Genomic DNA, 14,070 nt, shown 5'->3' on the forward strand with positions numbered 1-14,070 from the left:
TCAACGACCTGCGCAAGACCGGTGTGGCGACGCTGCTGATCGAGCAGAACGCACGCGCGGCGCTGCAGGTGGCGGACTATGGGTATGTGATCGAGACGGGGGATATGGCAATGGAGGGGCCGGCGGCGGAACTGGCGGCGAATCCGAAGGTGATCGAGACGTATCTGGGGCTGGCGAAGAAGGCGGCCTAGGCCTTATCGATTGTCAGAATTTATACGACGAATAATGACGGGCACTGCCCGTCATTATTATTTGTGGGTTGGATGGCGAGAAGCCGGACTCCCACGGAAGTGTTCTTGATCCAGGGTTAGCGAGGGGTTAGCGCAGCGATAGGTACGCTATGTATCTACGGAAGGAATGTAAATGCGCACACGGCTTGGTGCTTAATTCATTTTGTAGATATATCTGCGCCAAGAGGCGAATAACTATTCGGTGAACAAAAATAACTTACAGAATTCTGACTTTTGTTATTTGTCTGGTGAATTTTCCTGATTGGCCTGCAGCACGTCGGGATCTTGCGCTGCCATGCCAAGTAGCCACGCGCGAAACTTGGCAAACGCGGGATGGTCCCGCCTCTCTCTTGGCACACACAGAAAGTACCCCCGCGTCAGCCTGATCGGCAAATCGAACGGCGCCACCACGAGCCCCGCGGCAATCTCATCCCGTACCAGACAGCGCTGCAGCACGGCCACGCCCATGTCCGCCTTGACCGCCTGGACCAGAATCGAGACCTGGTCGAAGCCCGTGGCAAGCGCCGGCGCAGCACTGGGTACGCCTGCCGCGGACAGCCAGTGTTGCCAGTTGGCAGGGGCGGTGGTGTGGTAGAGCAAGGGTTCTTGCAGCAGTTCTGCCGGCTGTGACCATCGCCCAGCCTCATGGCGGGCGCGGGCCCGGTCGGGATGGCAGATGGGTACCATTTCGCTGCCGATCACGTAGTCGCATTGCAGGCTTGGCCAGCGGTCCGGGGTGCCGGCCAGGATTGCGGCATCCGGCGCCGGGCCTGTGAAATCCTCGTTGCGCCGGTAGGGCACAAAGTCCAGGCGGATCTCGGGGTAGCGACGGTGGAAATCCGGCAGCCTTGGTATCAGCCATACGCTGGCCAGCGTGGGCACTGCGGACAGCGTGAGGTGATGCTGACGGTCGCGAGAGAGCAGGGCGGCGCTGGCGTGCTCAATGGCTGCCAGCGGGCCGGCCACCGAGTCGAGCAGTTGCCGGCCGGCATCCGTCAGGGTCAGGCGATGCGCATTGCGCTGGAGAAGGGGCTGGCCGAAGTGCGATTCGAGACGGGCAATGGCGCGGCTGATCGCCCCCTGGGTGACACACAGATCCTCGGCCGCACGCGTAAAGCTGCCTAGCCGCGCGGCGGCGACAAAGGCATGCAGTTCGGACATCGAGGGCGAGCGTAGCCGCATTGGGGGAGGGCGGAGCCGAGAATGAGCTTTGGTAATGCAACCGTGCAATATAGTCGTTTGTGCGGACCCGGTAAACTGCCGACACTTGGCCACCTTCCCATATAACGCCAAGGAGAAAACCCCCATGATCCGAGCCAGTTTGCCGCGCCGGCATTTCGTCCTGTCCTGCCTGGCGGCATGTGCCAGTCTCTGCGCCGCAGGTGGCGTGTTCGCACAGGCCAATTATCCGAACCGCCCGATCCGCCTGATCGTACCGTTTGCCGCTGGCGGTTCGACGGACCTGTCGGCGCGCCTGGTGGCGGAGTTCGGCGGCCGCGAGCTGGGCCAGTCGATCGTGGTGGAGAACAAGGGCGGTGCCGGCGGATCGCTCGGCATGGAGCAGGTTGCGCGCGCGGCACCGGATGGATACACCATCGGCATGGCTACCGTCAGCACGCACGGCTCCAACCCAGCCGTGTACCCAAAACTGAATTACGACCCGATCAAGGATTTCGCGCCGGTCACCAATGTGGTGGCGATCCCCAGTGTGTTCGCCGTGCATCCCAGCGTGCCGGCGAAGACCATGCAGGAGTTCGTTGCCCTGGTCCGTGCCAACCCCGGCAAATACAGTTTTGCTTCGCCGGGTGCGGGCTCGCTGGGCCATGTGAATATCGAGAACTTCATGATGCTGGCCAAGATCGACCTGCTGCACGTACCGTACAAGGGCGCCGGCCTGGCACTCAACGATGTGGTGGCGGGGCAGGTCAATGCGATCACCGACAACCTGTCGTCCACGCTGCCCCACGTGAAATCCGGCCGGCTGCGCGCGCTCGCCGTGCTGGGCGCTGCTCGTTCACCGCAGCTGCCCAATGTGCCGACCTACGCGGAACTGGGCTACAAGGAGATGGGGGATGGCGGTTGGTTCGGCATCGTGGCACCCGCGGGCACGCCGCCGGCTATTGTCGAGAAGCTCAACCGCGCCATACACAAAGCCATGCAGAACCCGGAGTTCAAGCGCAAGGTGGAAGAGTCCGGCGGCACGCTCGTGCCGACCACGCCGGATGGCTTCAAGGTGCAGATCCAGCAGGCCATGACGCGCTATGCGCGCGTCGCCAAGGCGGCCAATATCAAACTGGATTGATGGCATGAACGATAGCTTCGAACCCTTTGTCCAGTCCGCGCCGCAGGATCAGGCCTTGCCGCTGGTTTGCGATTCGCCGCACAGCGGCACGTGCTACCCGCAGGACTTCGGTGCGGCCATCCCGCTGCAGCGTCTTCGGAGCGGCGAGGACACCCACGTGGAATCGCTGTGGGAAGCCGTGCCTCGGATCGGCGGCACGCTGATCGCCGCGAATTTCCCCCGCGTCTATATCGATCCCAATCGTACGCTTGAAGATCTGGATCCCGAGCTGCTGGATGGCACCTGGCCTGAGCCGCTGGCGCCAGGTGAAAAGACACGCCTGGGCTATGGACTGATCTGGCGCAATGTGGATGCAGCCACGCGGATCTACGACCGCAAGCTCTCGCTGCAAGAGGTACGCAGCCGGATCGATCGATACTACCGCCCTTACCATCAGGCACTATCGGCGGCAGTGGAGGGGGCCTACCAGCGCTTCGGTGCCGTCTGGCATCTGAACCTGCACTCCATGCCGAACAATGCCTATGAGCGGCTCAAGATCCAGAGTCCGCATCCACTGGCGGACTTCGTGCTGGGCGATCGCGACGGCACGACCTGCGAGCCGGATTTCGTCGCGCTAGTGGAATCCGAATTGCGGGCGCTTGGCTATACGGTGGCGCGTAACGATCCGTACAAAGGCGTGCAACTGATAGCGCAAATTGGGCGCCCCGCCGAGCGGCGTAACAGCTTGCAGATCGAGATTCGCCGACCGCTGTATATGGATGAGGCAACGCGCGAGCGCAGCGCCGGGTTCGGCCAGCTTCAGGCGGATCTGGGCCGACTGGTCGAACGCATCGCCAGCTACCTGCGAGAGCAGGGCGGGGCATGATGCGTAGACGCTAATCCAGTCAGTATCCAAGCCGGGCCATCGAGCCCGGCTTTTTTGTTTCACGTGGAACACACCCGAGTTATTCATGCGGCATGTTTCACGTGAAACATGCCGCGGTGCAGGGACGCCACAGCGAATGCCGCTATAATTCGGCATCCCGATTCATTTCCCGCCAGCCTCCCGGAGGAGGTGCCTCCATGCTTTACCCAAAAGAATTCGATGTCATTGTTGTCGGCGGCGGCCACGCCGGCACGGAAGCCGCGCTCGCCGCGGCTCGTATGGGCTGCCAGACGCTGCTGCTGAGCCATAACATCGAGACCCTTGGCCAGATGAGCTGCAATCCGTCGATCGGCGGCATTGGCAAGGGCCATCTCGTCAAGGAAGTGGATGCAATGGGTGGCGCCATGGCGGCCGCCACGGATGAGTCGGGCATTCAGTTCCGCATCCTGAATTCCAGCAAAGGCCCGGCCGTTCGCGCCACCCGTGCCCAGGCCGACCGCGTGCTGTATCGCAAGGCGATCCGTACCCGGCTGGAAAACCAGCCGAACCTCATGCTGTTCCAGCAGGCCGTGGATGACCTCGTGGTGGAAGGAGACCGCGTGGTCGGTGCCGTTACTCAGGTTGGCATTACCTTCCGCGCGCGCGCGGTTGTGCTGACGGCCGGCACCTTCCTCGACGGCAAGATTCACGTGGGGCTGGATAACTACACCGGCGGACGTGCAGGCGATCCTGCGTCGGTATCGCTGTCTGTGCGGCTGAAGGAACTCAAGCTGCCCCAGGGCCGCTTGAAGACCGGTACGCCGCCGCGCATTGATGGCCGCACCATCGACTTCTCCGTGATGGAGGAACAGCCCGGCGATCTCGACCCGGTGCCTGTGTTCTCCTTCCTGGGCCGTGCCGAACAGCACCCGCAGCAATTGCCGTGCTGGATCACGCATACCAATGGCCGAACCCACGACATTATCCGCGGCGGCCTTGATCGTTCGCCGATGTACACCGGCGTGATCGAAGGGGTAGGGCCGCGCTACTGCCCCAGCATTGAAGACAAGATCCACCGCTTCGCAAGCAAAGACAGCCACCAGATTTTCCTGGAGCCGGAAGGGCTGACGACCAACGAGTTCTATCCCAACGGGATCTCCACCAGCCTGCCGTTCGACGTGCAACTCGCCTTGGTGCACTCGATCCGTGGCATGGAGAACGCGCATATCCTGCGCCCAGGGTACGCTATCGAGTACGACTACTTCGATCCGCGTGCCCTGAAGGCCTCGCTGGAGTCCAAGGCGATCCGCGGGCTGTTCTTCGCGGGCCAGATCAACGGCACGACTGGTTACGAGGAGGCGGCGGCCCAGGGCCTGCTGGCTGGTATCAATGCCGGGTGTTTCGTGAAGGAGCGCGAGGCCTGGACTCCCCGGCGGGACCAGGCCTATCTTGGGGTTCTGGTCGACGATCTGATCACCCGCGGGGTCTCGGAACCGTACCGAATGTTCACCAGCCGCGCGGAGTTCCGTTTGAGCCTGCGCGAAGATAATGCCGATATGCGATTGACCGAGGCTGGTCGGGCGCTTGGTGTTGTCGATGATGTGCGCTGGGATGCATTTAACCGGAAACGCGATGCTGTTTCACGTGAAACAGAGCGATTGAAGGGGACCTGGGTCAATCCGAGCCTGCTGCCCGAGGCGGATGCGGTGCCGCTGCTCGGCAAGGCGATCGAGCGCGAGTACAACCTCGCCGACCTGCTGCGCCGTCCGGCCGTTACGTACGACGCACTGATGGCACTGCAGGATGGCAAGTTCGCGCCGGCCCAGCCGCTGGATACCGATCCCCTGCTGGTCGAGCAGATTTGCGAGCAGATCGAGATCGGCATCAAGTATCACGGCTACATCGCACGCCAGGCTGCGGAGGTGGATAAGCTGGAAGCCAACGAATCCACCCGCTTGCCAGAAGACTTCGATTACACGGAAGTGCGCGGCCTGGGCATTGAGGTCGGCCAGAAACTGAACCAGCACCGGCCGGAGACACTCGGCCAGGCATCGCGTATTTCCGGCGTGACGCCGGCGGCGATTTCACTGCTGCTGGTCCATCTGAAGAAAAAGGGCATGGGGCGTACCAAGTCCGGCTCCAGCCAAGAGGCCGCCTGAGTGAGGAACCAACGTTACGCCGCCGTGGACGATGCCGACCAGCGCCGTCGGCTGGAAGCCGGCCTGTCCGCCATCGGGCTGGCTCTCTCCGCGCCACAGATCGACCAGTTGTTTGCCTACCTCGCGCTGCTGCGCAAATGGAACGGCGTCTATAACCTGACCGCCATCCGTCACCCTGACGAGATGCTCACCCACCACATGCTGGATTCGCTCGCCGCCGTGCCGGCGCTGGCGGAGGCGGCTCGCGCCGCCGTGGTGGAGGAGGGCGCGCGCCGCCGGGTGCTCGACGTGGGTTCGGGCGGCGGCATGCCCGGCCTGCCGCTTGCCATCGCCTGTCCCGATGTATCGGTGCTGATGGTCGATATCGTGCAAAAGAAGACAGCCTTCCTCACGCAGTGCCGGGCACAGCTCGGATTGTCCAATGCCGCTGCCCATTGGGGGCCGGTCGAGAAGCTGGAGGACAACAAGGGCTATGCGGTGATCACCTCGCGCGCATTTGCCGAGCTGAGCGATTTCGTCTCGCTCGCCGGCCACCTGCTGGCGCCGGGCGGCAAGCTGATAGCAATGAAGGGCGTTTATCCCCAGCCCGAGATCGATCGCATGGAAGCGGCCGGGCTGATGGCACAGTGGCAGGTCGAGGCAATACCGCGCCTGACCGTGCCGGAGCTGGACGCAGAGCGTCACCTGGTGGTGCTGTCGCGCCGCTGACCCGGCCGGTGGTTGTCGCCGGCGCCCACCCCCGGCAGGTTGAAATCAAGCAGGAGCAGCAGGAGCATATGGCCAAGGTATTCGTGATCGCAAACCAGAAGGGCGGCGTCGGCAAGACCACCACCACGGTGAACCTTGCCGCCGGCCTGGCGGCACAGGACCAGCGCGTGCTGCTAGTCGACCTCGATCCCCAGGGCAACGCCTCGATGGGATCCGGCATCGACAAGCAGTCGCTCGAACACAGCGTCTATCAGGTGCTGGTCGGGCTGTCCACGGTGAAACAGGCGCGCCAGCACTCCGAGTCCGGCAAGTACGATGTGTTGCCTGCCAACCGTGAACTGGCCGGTGCGGAGGTGGAGCTGGTCGAGCTGGATCAGCGTGAGCGCCGGCTCAAGAACGCCCTTGCCGAAGTCGATGACGAGTACGATTTCGTGCTGATCGATTGCCCGCCCTCGCTCTCCCTGCTGACCCTCAACGGCCTCTGCGCGGCCAACGGCGTGATCGTGCCGATGCAATGCGAGTACTTCGCGCTGGAAGGGCTGTCCGATCTGGTCAACACCATCAAGCAGGTGCACGCCAACCTCAATCGCGACCTGAAGGTGATTGGCTTGCTTCGTGTGATGTTTGATCCACGTGTGACCTTGCAGCAGCAGGTGTCCGCCCAGCTTGAGTCGCATTTTGGCGACAAGGTGTTCAAGACCGTCATCCCGCGCAATGTGCGGCTGGCGGAAGCACCGTCCTACGGCGTACCCGGCGTGGCCTTCGATCCGTCCTCCAAAGGCGCCAAGGCTTACCTCGACTTCGGCGCGGAAATGATCGCGCGCGTCAAGCAACTCGGCTAAGCGCCGGGCCTGAGATTCACGTATACAGGATACCGAGATGAGCACCGTGAAGAAGAAGGGCCTGGGCCGCGGACTGGAAGCCTTGCTGGGTGGGCCGGCTGAAATTGTCGATGCCGTCAAGCAGGAGGGCGCGCCTTCGGTGCTGCGTCTGGACCAGCTCCAACCCGGCAAGTACCAGCCGCGTACGCGTATGGATGAGGGCGCGCTGCAGGAGTTGGCCGCGAGCATCCGCTCCCAGGGTCTGATGCAGCCCATCCTGGTGCGTCGCGTGGCCGAGCCGGATCGCTACGAGATCATTGCCGGGGAGCGGCGCTTCCGCGCCTCCAAGATCGCCGGGCTCGACGAGGTGCCGGTGCTGGTCAAGGACGTGGCAGACGAAGCCGCCGCCGCGATGGCGCTCATCGAGAATATCCAGCGCGAAGACCTCAATCCGCTGGAAGAAGCGCAAGGCATCATGCGCCTGGTGCGCGAGTTCAATTTCACGCACGAGCAGGCGGCGGAATCGGTAGGGCGCTCGCGCAGCGCGGTATCCAACCTGCTGCGTCTGCTGAACCTCGCCCAGCCGGTACAGACCATGCTGATGGCGGGCGATCTCGACATGGGGCACGCGCGCGCGTTGCTATCCGTCGACGGCGCCAACCAGATCACGCTCGCCAATCAAATCATTAATAAGCGATTGTCGGTGCGCGAGACCGAAAAGCTGGTAGCCTCCACCCTCAAGCCCCTGGACCTCAGGTTGCAGAAACCAAACAACGGCGCGCCGGCGCGCGACGTGACGCGCCTTGAGGAAGAACTATCCGACGTGCTTGGCTTGCCCGTGCAGATCAAGCTGGGCACGCGCGGCAAAGGCCAGCTCACCATCCACTTCACCAGCAACGATGCGCTCGACGGTGTGCTGACACGCCTTCGCGAGCCCGGCGAGAGCCAGTCTCCCGCCTGAGCGGGCTTCCCAAAAATAGTGCGCGATTAACGGCCGGGCTGCGTGGTTTTAGTGCCACGGGCCGGCCGCGATGATCCCTTCGTAAGCGTCACGCAAGGGCGTTAAACGATCATGGTGCGTCGCTGTCCCAAGGCGCTTCAATTACCTGGCGCGTTATTGGAGGCGGTCGGTCGCGCGCGCACGATGGGCGCGTGGAAATTGCAAGCGCAATGCGGACTGTTGCAAGGAGTCTGTAAGCAGATTGACTCGCATGGTGCATTCCTCGTAAAATCGTGCGGTTTGAATTCCGGCCGGTTCAGAAAAGTTCCGGGTCGGATTAAACAACAAGCAGAGGCAATACGCAGGTGGTTTCAGATCGTCATGATGCTGGTCAGGATAAAGACCGGCAGCCGCGTAATGCACGTCAAGCCGCACGTGAAGTCGCACGTAATGCAGCCTGGGAAACCTGGGACGGCGACGAGGCAGAGCGCGAGGAAGAGGCGGTCGATCCGCTGTCGCGCGTCGAGGCGGAAACGCTGTTCGGCGAGCGCGCGCTGCGCCCTTCGCGCATGACGCCCGGCAGGGTCGTGCTGGCGCAGGTGGCGGTTACTGTTTTGTCGGCCATTGCCTGGCGACTGTTTGCCGGCGGCAACGCCGGCGCGGCGGGTTGGTCCGCACTATTTGGTGGCACGGTATGTTTCGTGCCCAGCGGCTTCTTCGCCTTGCGCCTCTGGATGTCGCGCGAGCGTCCCTCGATCAGCGGGCTTGTGGTCGGCGAGGCGATCAAGGTGTTTGCCACCGCCGCACTGTTTGTGCTGGTGGTGGTGCTGTACAGCGAGTTGCGCTGGGTTCCGATGCTGGTCACGTTCCTGCTTGCGCTCAAGACCTACTGGGTGGCGCTGGCGATTCGCTGAGGGCGTGCCTCAGGGCAAAGTGGCCAGGCGCAGTAGATCGAATAAGTGTGCTTCCTGTCGAAGTGGGGCACGAAAACAGAATATCAAGAGTTTTTTGGCGTGGCGCGTCACAACAGTGAAGCGCGGCGCAGATAAGGTTCAAACGAGCTTGCCCGCGGTGACCAGCAAATCATGCTGAAGGCGGTGCAAGAAGCGTACCGGCAAAATGCCGGCAACTGGTTTCGCAATATTACGGTTCGTTTCGACATGTCAGCTGCTCAAGGCGCCGAACAGGCCCTCACCCCCTCCGGCTATATCGCCGAACACTTGCAGAATCTCAACTCGGTCGGCGGCAAGCAAGCCTCCGTGGTTGACTTCAGCGTCCTCAACTACGACACCGTGTTCTGGTCGGTACTGTGCGGCGCCATCGCCTGCCTGTTCCTGTACGCCGCAGCGCGCCGCGCCACCGCCGGCGTGCCGGGCCGTTTCCAGGCATTCGTCGAAATGATCGTCGAGATGGTCGACGACCAGGCCAAGGGCATCATCCACGGCGACCGTTCCTTCATTGCTCCGCTGGCGCTGATGGTGTTCTGCTGGATCACCGTGATGAACGCCGTCGACTTGATCCCGGTCGACTGGGTCACCGGCCTGAACGGCCTGCTGGGCATCTTCCACATCCACCTGCCGCACCATCGTGCCGTTGCCACGGCCGACCTGAACGGTACGCTGGGCATGTCATGCGCCGTGCTGGTGCTGATGATTTACTACAGCTTCAAGATCAAGGGCGTGGGCGGTTTCGCACATGAGCTGCTGTCGGCCCCGTTCGGCGCCAAGTGGTACCTGGCCCCGTTCAACCTGGTCCTGAACCTGATCGAATTCCTGGCCAAGGCGGTTTCGCTGGGCATGCGGTTGTTCGGCAACATGTACGCCGGCGAACTGGTGTTCCTGCTGATCGCGCTGCTGGGTTCCATCTGGACGTTCAGCGCGGACCTGTCCGCGCTGGGCTTCGTCGGTCACGTACTGGCCGGTGCTGTCTGGGCGATCTTCCACATTCTGATCGTTTTGCTCCAGGCCTTTATTTTCATGATGCTGACGCTGGTGTACATCGGCCAGGCTCACGATCACCACTGATTTTCAAGTTTTCGGTTTTTCGGTTTTTTGGTTCTAAGTCTCTTCTCAATTAAAGGAGTCGTCATGCAAGCATATCTCGCCAACATCCAGGGTCTGACCGCCATCGGTATCGGCATCATCATCGGTCTGGGCGCAATCGGCGCCTGCCTGGGTATCGCCCTGATGGGCGGCAAGTACATCGAAGCGTGCGCACGTCAGCCCGAGCTGATGAACCCGCTGCAGACCAAGATGTTCCTGCTGGCTGGCCTGATCGACGCGGCATTCCTGATCGGTGTTGGTGTTGCAATGCTGTTCGCATTCGCCAACCCGCTGCTGGCTGTCATCAAGTAATTCTTTTCGGTCTGCATGATGCTGACGGGCGGCGCGGGCCACTTAGCCTGGCCGCCCTTGCGCATTTATCTGTAGTTTGATTACCGAAAGGAACACACCATGAATCTGAACGCAACGTTTCTTGCGCAGATGGTCGTGTTCTTCATCCTGTGGTGGGTAGTTGCCAAATTCATTTGGCCGCCGCTGGTGAAGGCGCTCGACGAACGCGCAAAGAAGATCGCCGATGGCCTCGCCGCCGCCGAAAAAGGCAAGGCTGAGCTCGAACTCGCCAACAAGCGTGTGGACCAGGCCATGGCCGAAGCCCGCACCGAAGGTGCCCAACGCGTCGCCGACGCCGAGAAGCGCGCCCAGTTGACGGCTGACGAGATCAAGCAGAACGCCCAGGCAGAAGCCGCACGCATCATTGCCCAGGCCAAGGCCGAAGCCGATCAGCAAGTTACCCGCGCGCGCGAGCAATTGCGCGACCAGGTCGCCGTGCTGGCCGTCAAGGGTGCCGAGCAGATCCTCAAGCGCGAAGTGAACGCGCAGGTCCACGCGGATCTGCTCAATCAACTCAAGGCTGAGCTCTAATCATGGCTGAAACCGCAACCATTGCCCGTCCCTACGCAGAGGCGCTGTTCCGCGTCGCGACCGAGTCGAGCGGCAATCTGGATGCATGGTCCGAGCTGGTGTCGGAAATGGGGCAAGTTGCCGCCAATCCCGACATGAAGGCGGTGGCTGGCGATCCGAACGTGCAAGGCGACAAGCTGACCGCACTGTTCCTGTCGGCCCTGAAGTCTCCGGTCAACGACGAAGCCAAGCGCTTTGTCAGCCTGCTGGTGGCTAACCACCGCCTGTCGGTATTGCCGGAAATCGCCGAGCAGTTCCATGCGCTCAAGAACGACCGTGAAGGGTCGGCAGATGTCGAGATCACGAGTGCCTTCCCTATCGAGGGCGCAACCCTGACCGACCTCGTCGCCTCACTCGAACGCAAGTTCGGCCGCAAGCTGCAGCCTTCGGTTGCGGTGGACCCGTCGCTGATTGGCGGCGTGCGCGTCAAGGTCGGCGACGAAGTGCTCGACACCTCCGTGCGTGCGCGCCTGGCAGCAATGCAAGTGGCGCTGACCGCATGATGCGCGTAAGCGCGCATACCGGCCGACGGATTGAAGAATTAGGAGCATTGTGATGCAACTGAACCCCTCAGAAATCAGCGAGCTGATCAAGTCCCGCATCTCGGGTCTTGGCGCTGACGCTGAAGTGCGCAACACCGGCACGGTGATTTCCGTGACCGATGGTATCTGCCGCGTGCACGGCCTGTCCGGCGTGATGCAGGGCGAGATGCTGGAATTCCCCGGCAACACCTTCGGCCTCGCGCTGAACCTCGAGCGCGACTCTGTCGGCGCCGTGGTGCTGGGCGACTACGAACACATTTCCGAAGGCGACCCGGTCAAGTGCACCGGCCGCATTCTGGAAGTGCCGGTTGGCAAGGAACTGCTGGGCCGCGTGGTCAACACGCTGGGCCAGCCGATCGACGGCAAGGGCCCGATCAACGCCAAGGAATTTGACGTGATCGAGAAGGTTGCCCCTGGCGTGATCGCACGCCAGTCGGTTAGCCAGCCGGTGCAGACCGGCCTGAAGTCGATCGACGCGATGGTGCCGATCGGCCGTGGCCAGCGCGAGCTGATCATTGGCGACCGCCAGACCGGCAAGACCGCCGTCGCTGTCGACGCCATCATCAACCAGAAGGGCAAGGGCGTTTTCTGCGTCTACGTGGCAATCGGTCAGAAGGCTTCGACCGTGAACAACGTGGTGCGCAAGCTCGAAGAGCTGGGCGCGATGGAGTACACCATCGTGATCGCGGCAACGGCTTCGGACTCCGCCGCCATGCAGTACCTGGCTGCCTACGCCGGCTGCACGATGGGCGAGTACTTCCGTGACCGCGGCGAAGACGCGCTGATCGTCTATGACGACCTGACCAAGCAAGCCTGGGCCTACCGCCAGGTGTCGCTGCTGCTGCGCCGCCCGCCGGGCCGCGAAGCCTACCCCGGCGACGTGTTCTACCTGCACTCGCGTCTGCTCGAGCGCGCAGCCCGCGTGAACGCCGACTACGTCGAGAAGTTCACCAAGGGTGCCGTGACCGGCAAGACCGGCTCGCTGACCGCGCTGCCCGTGATCGAAACGCAGGCTGGCGACGTGTCCGCCTTCGTGCCGACCAACGTGATCTCGATCACCGACGGCCAGATCTTCCTGGAAACCGACCTGTTCAACGCCGGTATCCGCCCCGCAATCAACGCCGGTATCTCGGTGTCGCGCGTTGGTGGTGCCGCCCAGACCAAGGTCATCAAGAAGCTGTCCGGCGGTATCCGTACCGACCTGGCCCAGTATCGTGAACTGGCTGCGTTCGCGCAGTTCGCCTCCGACCTGGACGATGCCACCCGCAAGCAGCTCGAACGCGGCCGCCGCGTGACCGAACTGCTCAAGCAGGCTCAATACCTGCCGCTGCAGGTGTGGCAGGGGGGCGCGGCGCCGTGCGCGGCCNCCCTGCCGCTGCAGGTGTGGCAGCTGGCCGCGTCGCTGTACGCAGCCAACAACGGCTTCCTCGACAACGTGGAAGTGAAGGACATTCTCGCGTTCGAGAAGGGCCTGCACGACCATCTGAAGACCAAGTACGCCGACCTCATCAACCGCATCGAAGATACCAAGGATCTGTCGAAGGAAGATGAAGCCACGCTGCGTGCCGCGATCGAGGATTTCAAGAAGTCCGCCGCGTTCTAACCGCGCAATTCCACGAAACTGCGCCGGCGCCGTTGCCATGACGGTGCCGCCGCAGCACGAATGGAGAGGAAGATATGGCCGGAACGAAAGAAATTCGAACCAAGATCAAGAGCGTGCAAAACACGCGCAAGATCACCAAGGCGATGGAGATGGTCGCCGCGTCCAAAATGCGCAAGGCGCAGGAACGGATGCGTAACGCCCGTCCTTACGCCGAGAAAGTGCGCAATATCGCGGCGCACCTGGCTTCAGCCAACCCCGAGTTCAAGCACCCCTTCATGGTGGCGCGCGACATCAAGCGCGTCGGCATGATCGTGGTGACGACCGACAAGGGGCTGTGCGGCGGCATGAACACGAACGTGCTGCGCGCGGTGACCAATGAGCTGCGTGAGCTGCAAGGCCGCGGCGTGCAGGTGCAAAGCACCGCCATTGGTTCCAAGGGCATGCAGTTCCTGGGCCGCATCGGCGCCAAGGTGGTTTCGCACGTGGTGCAGCTCGGTGACACCCCGCATCTGGAAAAACTGATCGGTGCGATCAAGGTCCAGCTCGACGCCTACACCAATGGTGAGGTGGACGCTGTGTACCTGGCTTACACCAAGTTCATCAATACGATGAAGCAGGAGCCGATGGTGGAGCAGCTGCTGCCGCTCCCCGCCGACAAGTTTGCCCAGACCGAAGATGAAAAGCGCGCCTACTCGTGGGATTACATCTACGAGCCCGACGCCCAGACCGTAGTGGAAGAACTGTTGGTCCGCTACGTCGAAGCGCTGGTGTACCAGGCCGTGGCCGAAAACATGGCGTCCGAGCAGTCGGCGCGCATGGTGGCCATGAAGGCTGCATCCGACAACGCCAAGAACGTGATCGGCGAACTGCAACTGGTCTACAACAAGACCCGTCAGGCAGCGATCACCAAGGAACTGTCGGAAATCGTCAGCGGTGCCGCAGCCGTCTAAGGCGTCAA

The 14,070-nt window shown here is 62.4% G+C and carries 14 protein-coding genes and 2 pseudogenes; 15 read left to right on the plus strand and 1 reads right to left on the minus strand.

Annotated features, from left to right (window positions below; translation table 11 throughout):
- Positions 1-191 (plus strand): annotated as a pseudogene (locus CF70_RS28070) (ABC transporter ATP-binding protein); the annotation flags it as partial.
- 276 nt (positions 192-467) lie between these two features.
- Here CF70_RS28070 and CF70_RS28075 read toward each other — a convergent pair.
- Complete coding sequence (locus CF70_RS28075) at positions 468-1,412, minus strand: LysR substrate-binding domain-containing protein (RefSeq protein WP_035872994.1); 945 nt, start codon at positions 1,410-1,412, stop codon at positions 468-470.
- A 124-nt stretch (positions 1,413-1,536) separates the two neighbouring features.
- On the opposite strand from CF70_RS28075, the gene CF70_RS28080 reads away from it, so the two are divergent.
- The 14 genes and pseudogenes from CF70_RS28080 to atpG all read left to right on the plus strand — a co-directional run bounded on the left by CF70_RS28080 (position 1,537) and on the right by atpG (position 14,062).
- The gene (locus CF70_RS28080) at positions 1,537-2,532 is read left to right on the plus strand and encodes a tripartite tricarboxylate transporter substrate binding protein BugE (RefSeq protein WP_035872998.1); all 996 of its coding nucleotides are present in this window, start codon (positions 1,537-1,539) and stop codon (positions 2,530-2,532) included.
- Between the two features lie 4 nt (positions 2,533-2,536).
- Entirely contained in the window at positions 2,537-3,397 is an 861-nt protein-coding gene (locus CF70_RS28085; RefSeq protein ID WP_035873000.1) for an N-formylglutamate amidohydrolase, read from the plus strand.
- Positions 3,398-3,594: 197 nt separating this feature from the next.
- Positions 3,595-5,535, plus strand: a complete 1,941-nt coding sequence (gene mnmG / locus CF70_RS28090; protein ID WP_035873003.1) for a tRNA uridine-5-carboxymethylaminomethyl(34) synthesis enzyme MnmG — start codon at positions 3,595-3,597, stop codon at positions 5,533-5,535.
- On the plus strand, positions 5,536-6,243 hold the full coding sequence (rsmG, locus tag CF70_RS28095) for a 16S rRNA (guanine(527)-N(7))-methyltransferase RsmG (RefSeq protein ID WP_035873005.1): 708 nt from the start codon (positions 5,536-5,538) through the stop codon (positions 6,241-6,243).
- Positions 6,244-6,311: 68 nt separating this feature from the next.
- Positions 6,312-7,085, plus strand: coding sequence for a ParA family protein (locus CF70_RS28100; protein WP_035873008.1), 774 nt, complete (start codon positions 6,312-6,314; stop codon positions 7,083-7,085).
- Between the two features lie 37 nt (positions 7,086-7,122).
- The gene (locus CF70_RS28105) at positions 7,123-8,025 is read left to right on the plus strand and encodes a ParB/RepB/Spo0J family partition protein (RefSeq protein WP_035873011.1); all 903 of its coding nucleotides are present in this window, start codon (positions 7,123-7,125) and stop codon (positions 8,023-8,025) included.
- A 344-nt stretch (positions 8,026-8,369) separates the two neighbouring features.
- Positions 8,370-8,918 (plus strand): ATP synthase subunit I, encoded by a 549-nt coding sequence (locus CF70_RS28110; RefSeq protein WP_035873014.1) that lies wholly within the window; start codon positions 8,370-8,372, stop codon positions 8,916-8,918.
- A gap of 246 nt (positions 8,919-9,164) precedes the next feature.
- A complete protein-coding gene (gene atpB, locus CF70_RS28115; RefSeq protein ID WP_035873316.1) occupies positions 9,165-10,028 on the plus strand; it encodes a F0F1 ATP synthase subunit A in 864 nt (287 codons plus the stop codon).
- A 63-nt stretch (positions 10,029-10,091) separates the two neighbouring features.
- A complete protein-coding gene (gene atpE, locus CF70_RS28120) occupies positions 10,092-10,358 on the plus strand; it encodes a F0F1 ATP synthase subunit C (protein ID WP_006157246.1) in 267 nt (88 codons plus the stop codon).
- Positions 10,359-10,457: 99 nt separating this feature from the next.
- Positions 10,458-10,928 (plus strand): F0F1 ATP synthase subunit B, encoded by a 471-nt coding sequence (locus CF70_RS28125; RefSeq protein WP_035873016.1) that lies wholly within the window; start codon positions 10,458-10,460, stop codon positions 10,926-10,928.
- 2 nt (positions 10,929-10,930) lie between these two features.
- The gene (locus CF70_RS28130; protein WP_035873019.1) at positions 10,931-11,470 is read left to right on the plus strand and encodes a F0F1 ATP synthase subunit delta; all 540 of its coding nucleotides are present in this window, start codon (positions 10,931-10,933) and stop codon (positions 11,468-11,470) included.
- 52 nt (positions 11,471-11,522) lie between these two features.
- A partial coding sequence (gene atpA / locus CF70_RS28135) for a F0F1 ATP synthase subunit alpha (protein ID WP_235185241.1) occupies positions 11,523-12,875 on the plus strand: 1,353 nt, incomplete at its 3' end.
- A 1-nt stretch (position 12,876) separates the two neighbouring features.
- A pseudogene (locus CF70_RS38355) lies at positions 12,877-13,112 on the plus strand (F0F1 ATP synthase subunit alpha); the annotation flags it as partial.
- Positions 13,113-13,186: 74 nt separating this feature from the next.
- Positions 13,187-14,062 carry a F0F1 ATP synthase subunit gamma gene (atpG, locus tag CF70_RS28140; RefSeq protein ID WP_035873025.1) on the plus strand — a complete coding sequence of 292 codons (876 nt, stop codon included), beginning with the start codon at positions 13,187-13,189 and terminating at the stop codon, positions 14,060-14,062.
- Positions 14,063-14,070: the final 8 nt, after the last annotated feature.

This window comes from Cupriavidus sp. SK-3 (assembly GCF_000611145.1).
In the GTDB taxonomy this organism is placed as follows: Bacteria; Pseudomonadota; Gammaproteobacteria; order Burkholderiales; family Burkholderiaceae; genus Cupriavidus.

Bases quoted from the DNA above. Each gene is read 5' to 3' on its own strand.
- CF70_RS28130 (WP_035873019.1), top strand. From the start codon at position 10,931: ATGGCTGAAACCGCAACCATTGCCCGTCCCTACGCAGAGGCGCTGTTC.
- CF70_RS28085 (WP_035873000.1), top strand. From the start codon at position 2,537: ATGAACGATAGCTTCGAACCCTTTGTCCAGTCCGCGCCGCAGGATCAG.
- atpE (WP_006157246.1), top strand. From the start codon at position 10,092: ATGCAAGCATATCTCGCCAACATCCAGGGTCTGACCGCCATCGGTATC.
- atpG (WP_035873025.1), top strand. From the start codon at position 13,187: ATGGCCGGAACGAAAGAAATTCGAACCAAGATCAAGAGCGTGCAAAAC.
- mnmG (WP_035873003.1), top strand. From the start codon at position 3,595: ATGCTTTACCCAAAAGAATTCGATGTCATTGTTGTCGGCGGCGGCCAC.
- CF70_RS28075 (WP_035872994.1), bottom strand. From the start codon at position 1,412: ATGCGGCTACGCTCGCCCTCGATGTCCGAACTGCATGCCTTTGTCGCC.
- CF70_RS28105 (WP_035873011.1), top strand. From the start codon at position 7,123: ATGAGCACCGTGAAGAAGAAGGGCCTGGGCCGCGGACTGGAAGCCTTG.
- CF70_RS28080 (WP_035872998.1), top strand. From the start codon at position 1,537: ATGATCCGAGCCAGTTTGCCGCGCCGGCATTTCGTCCTGTCCTGCCTG.
- atpB (WP_035873316.1), top strand. From the start codon at position 9,165: ATGTCAGCTGCTCAAGGCGCCGAACAGGCCCTCACCCCCTCCGGCTAT.
- CF70_RS28100 (WP_035873008.1), top strand. From the start codon at position 6,312: ATGGCCAAGGTATTCGTGATCGCAAACCAGAAGGGCGGCGTCGGCAAG.
- CF70_RS28125 (WP_035873016.1), top strand. From the start codon at position 10,458: ATGAATCTGAACGCAACGTTTCTTGCGCAGATGGTCGTGTTCTTCATC.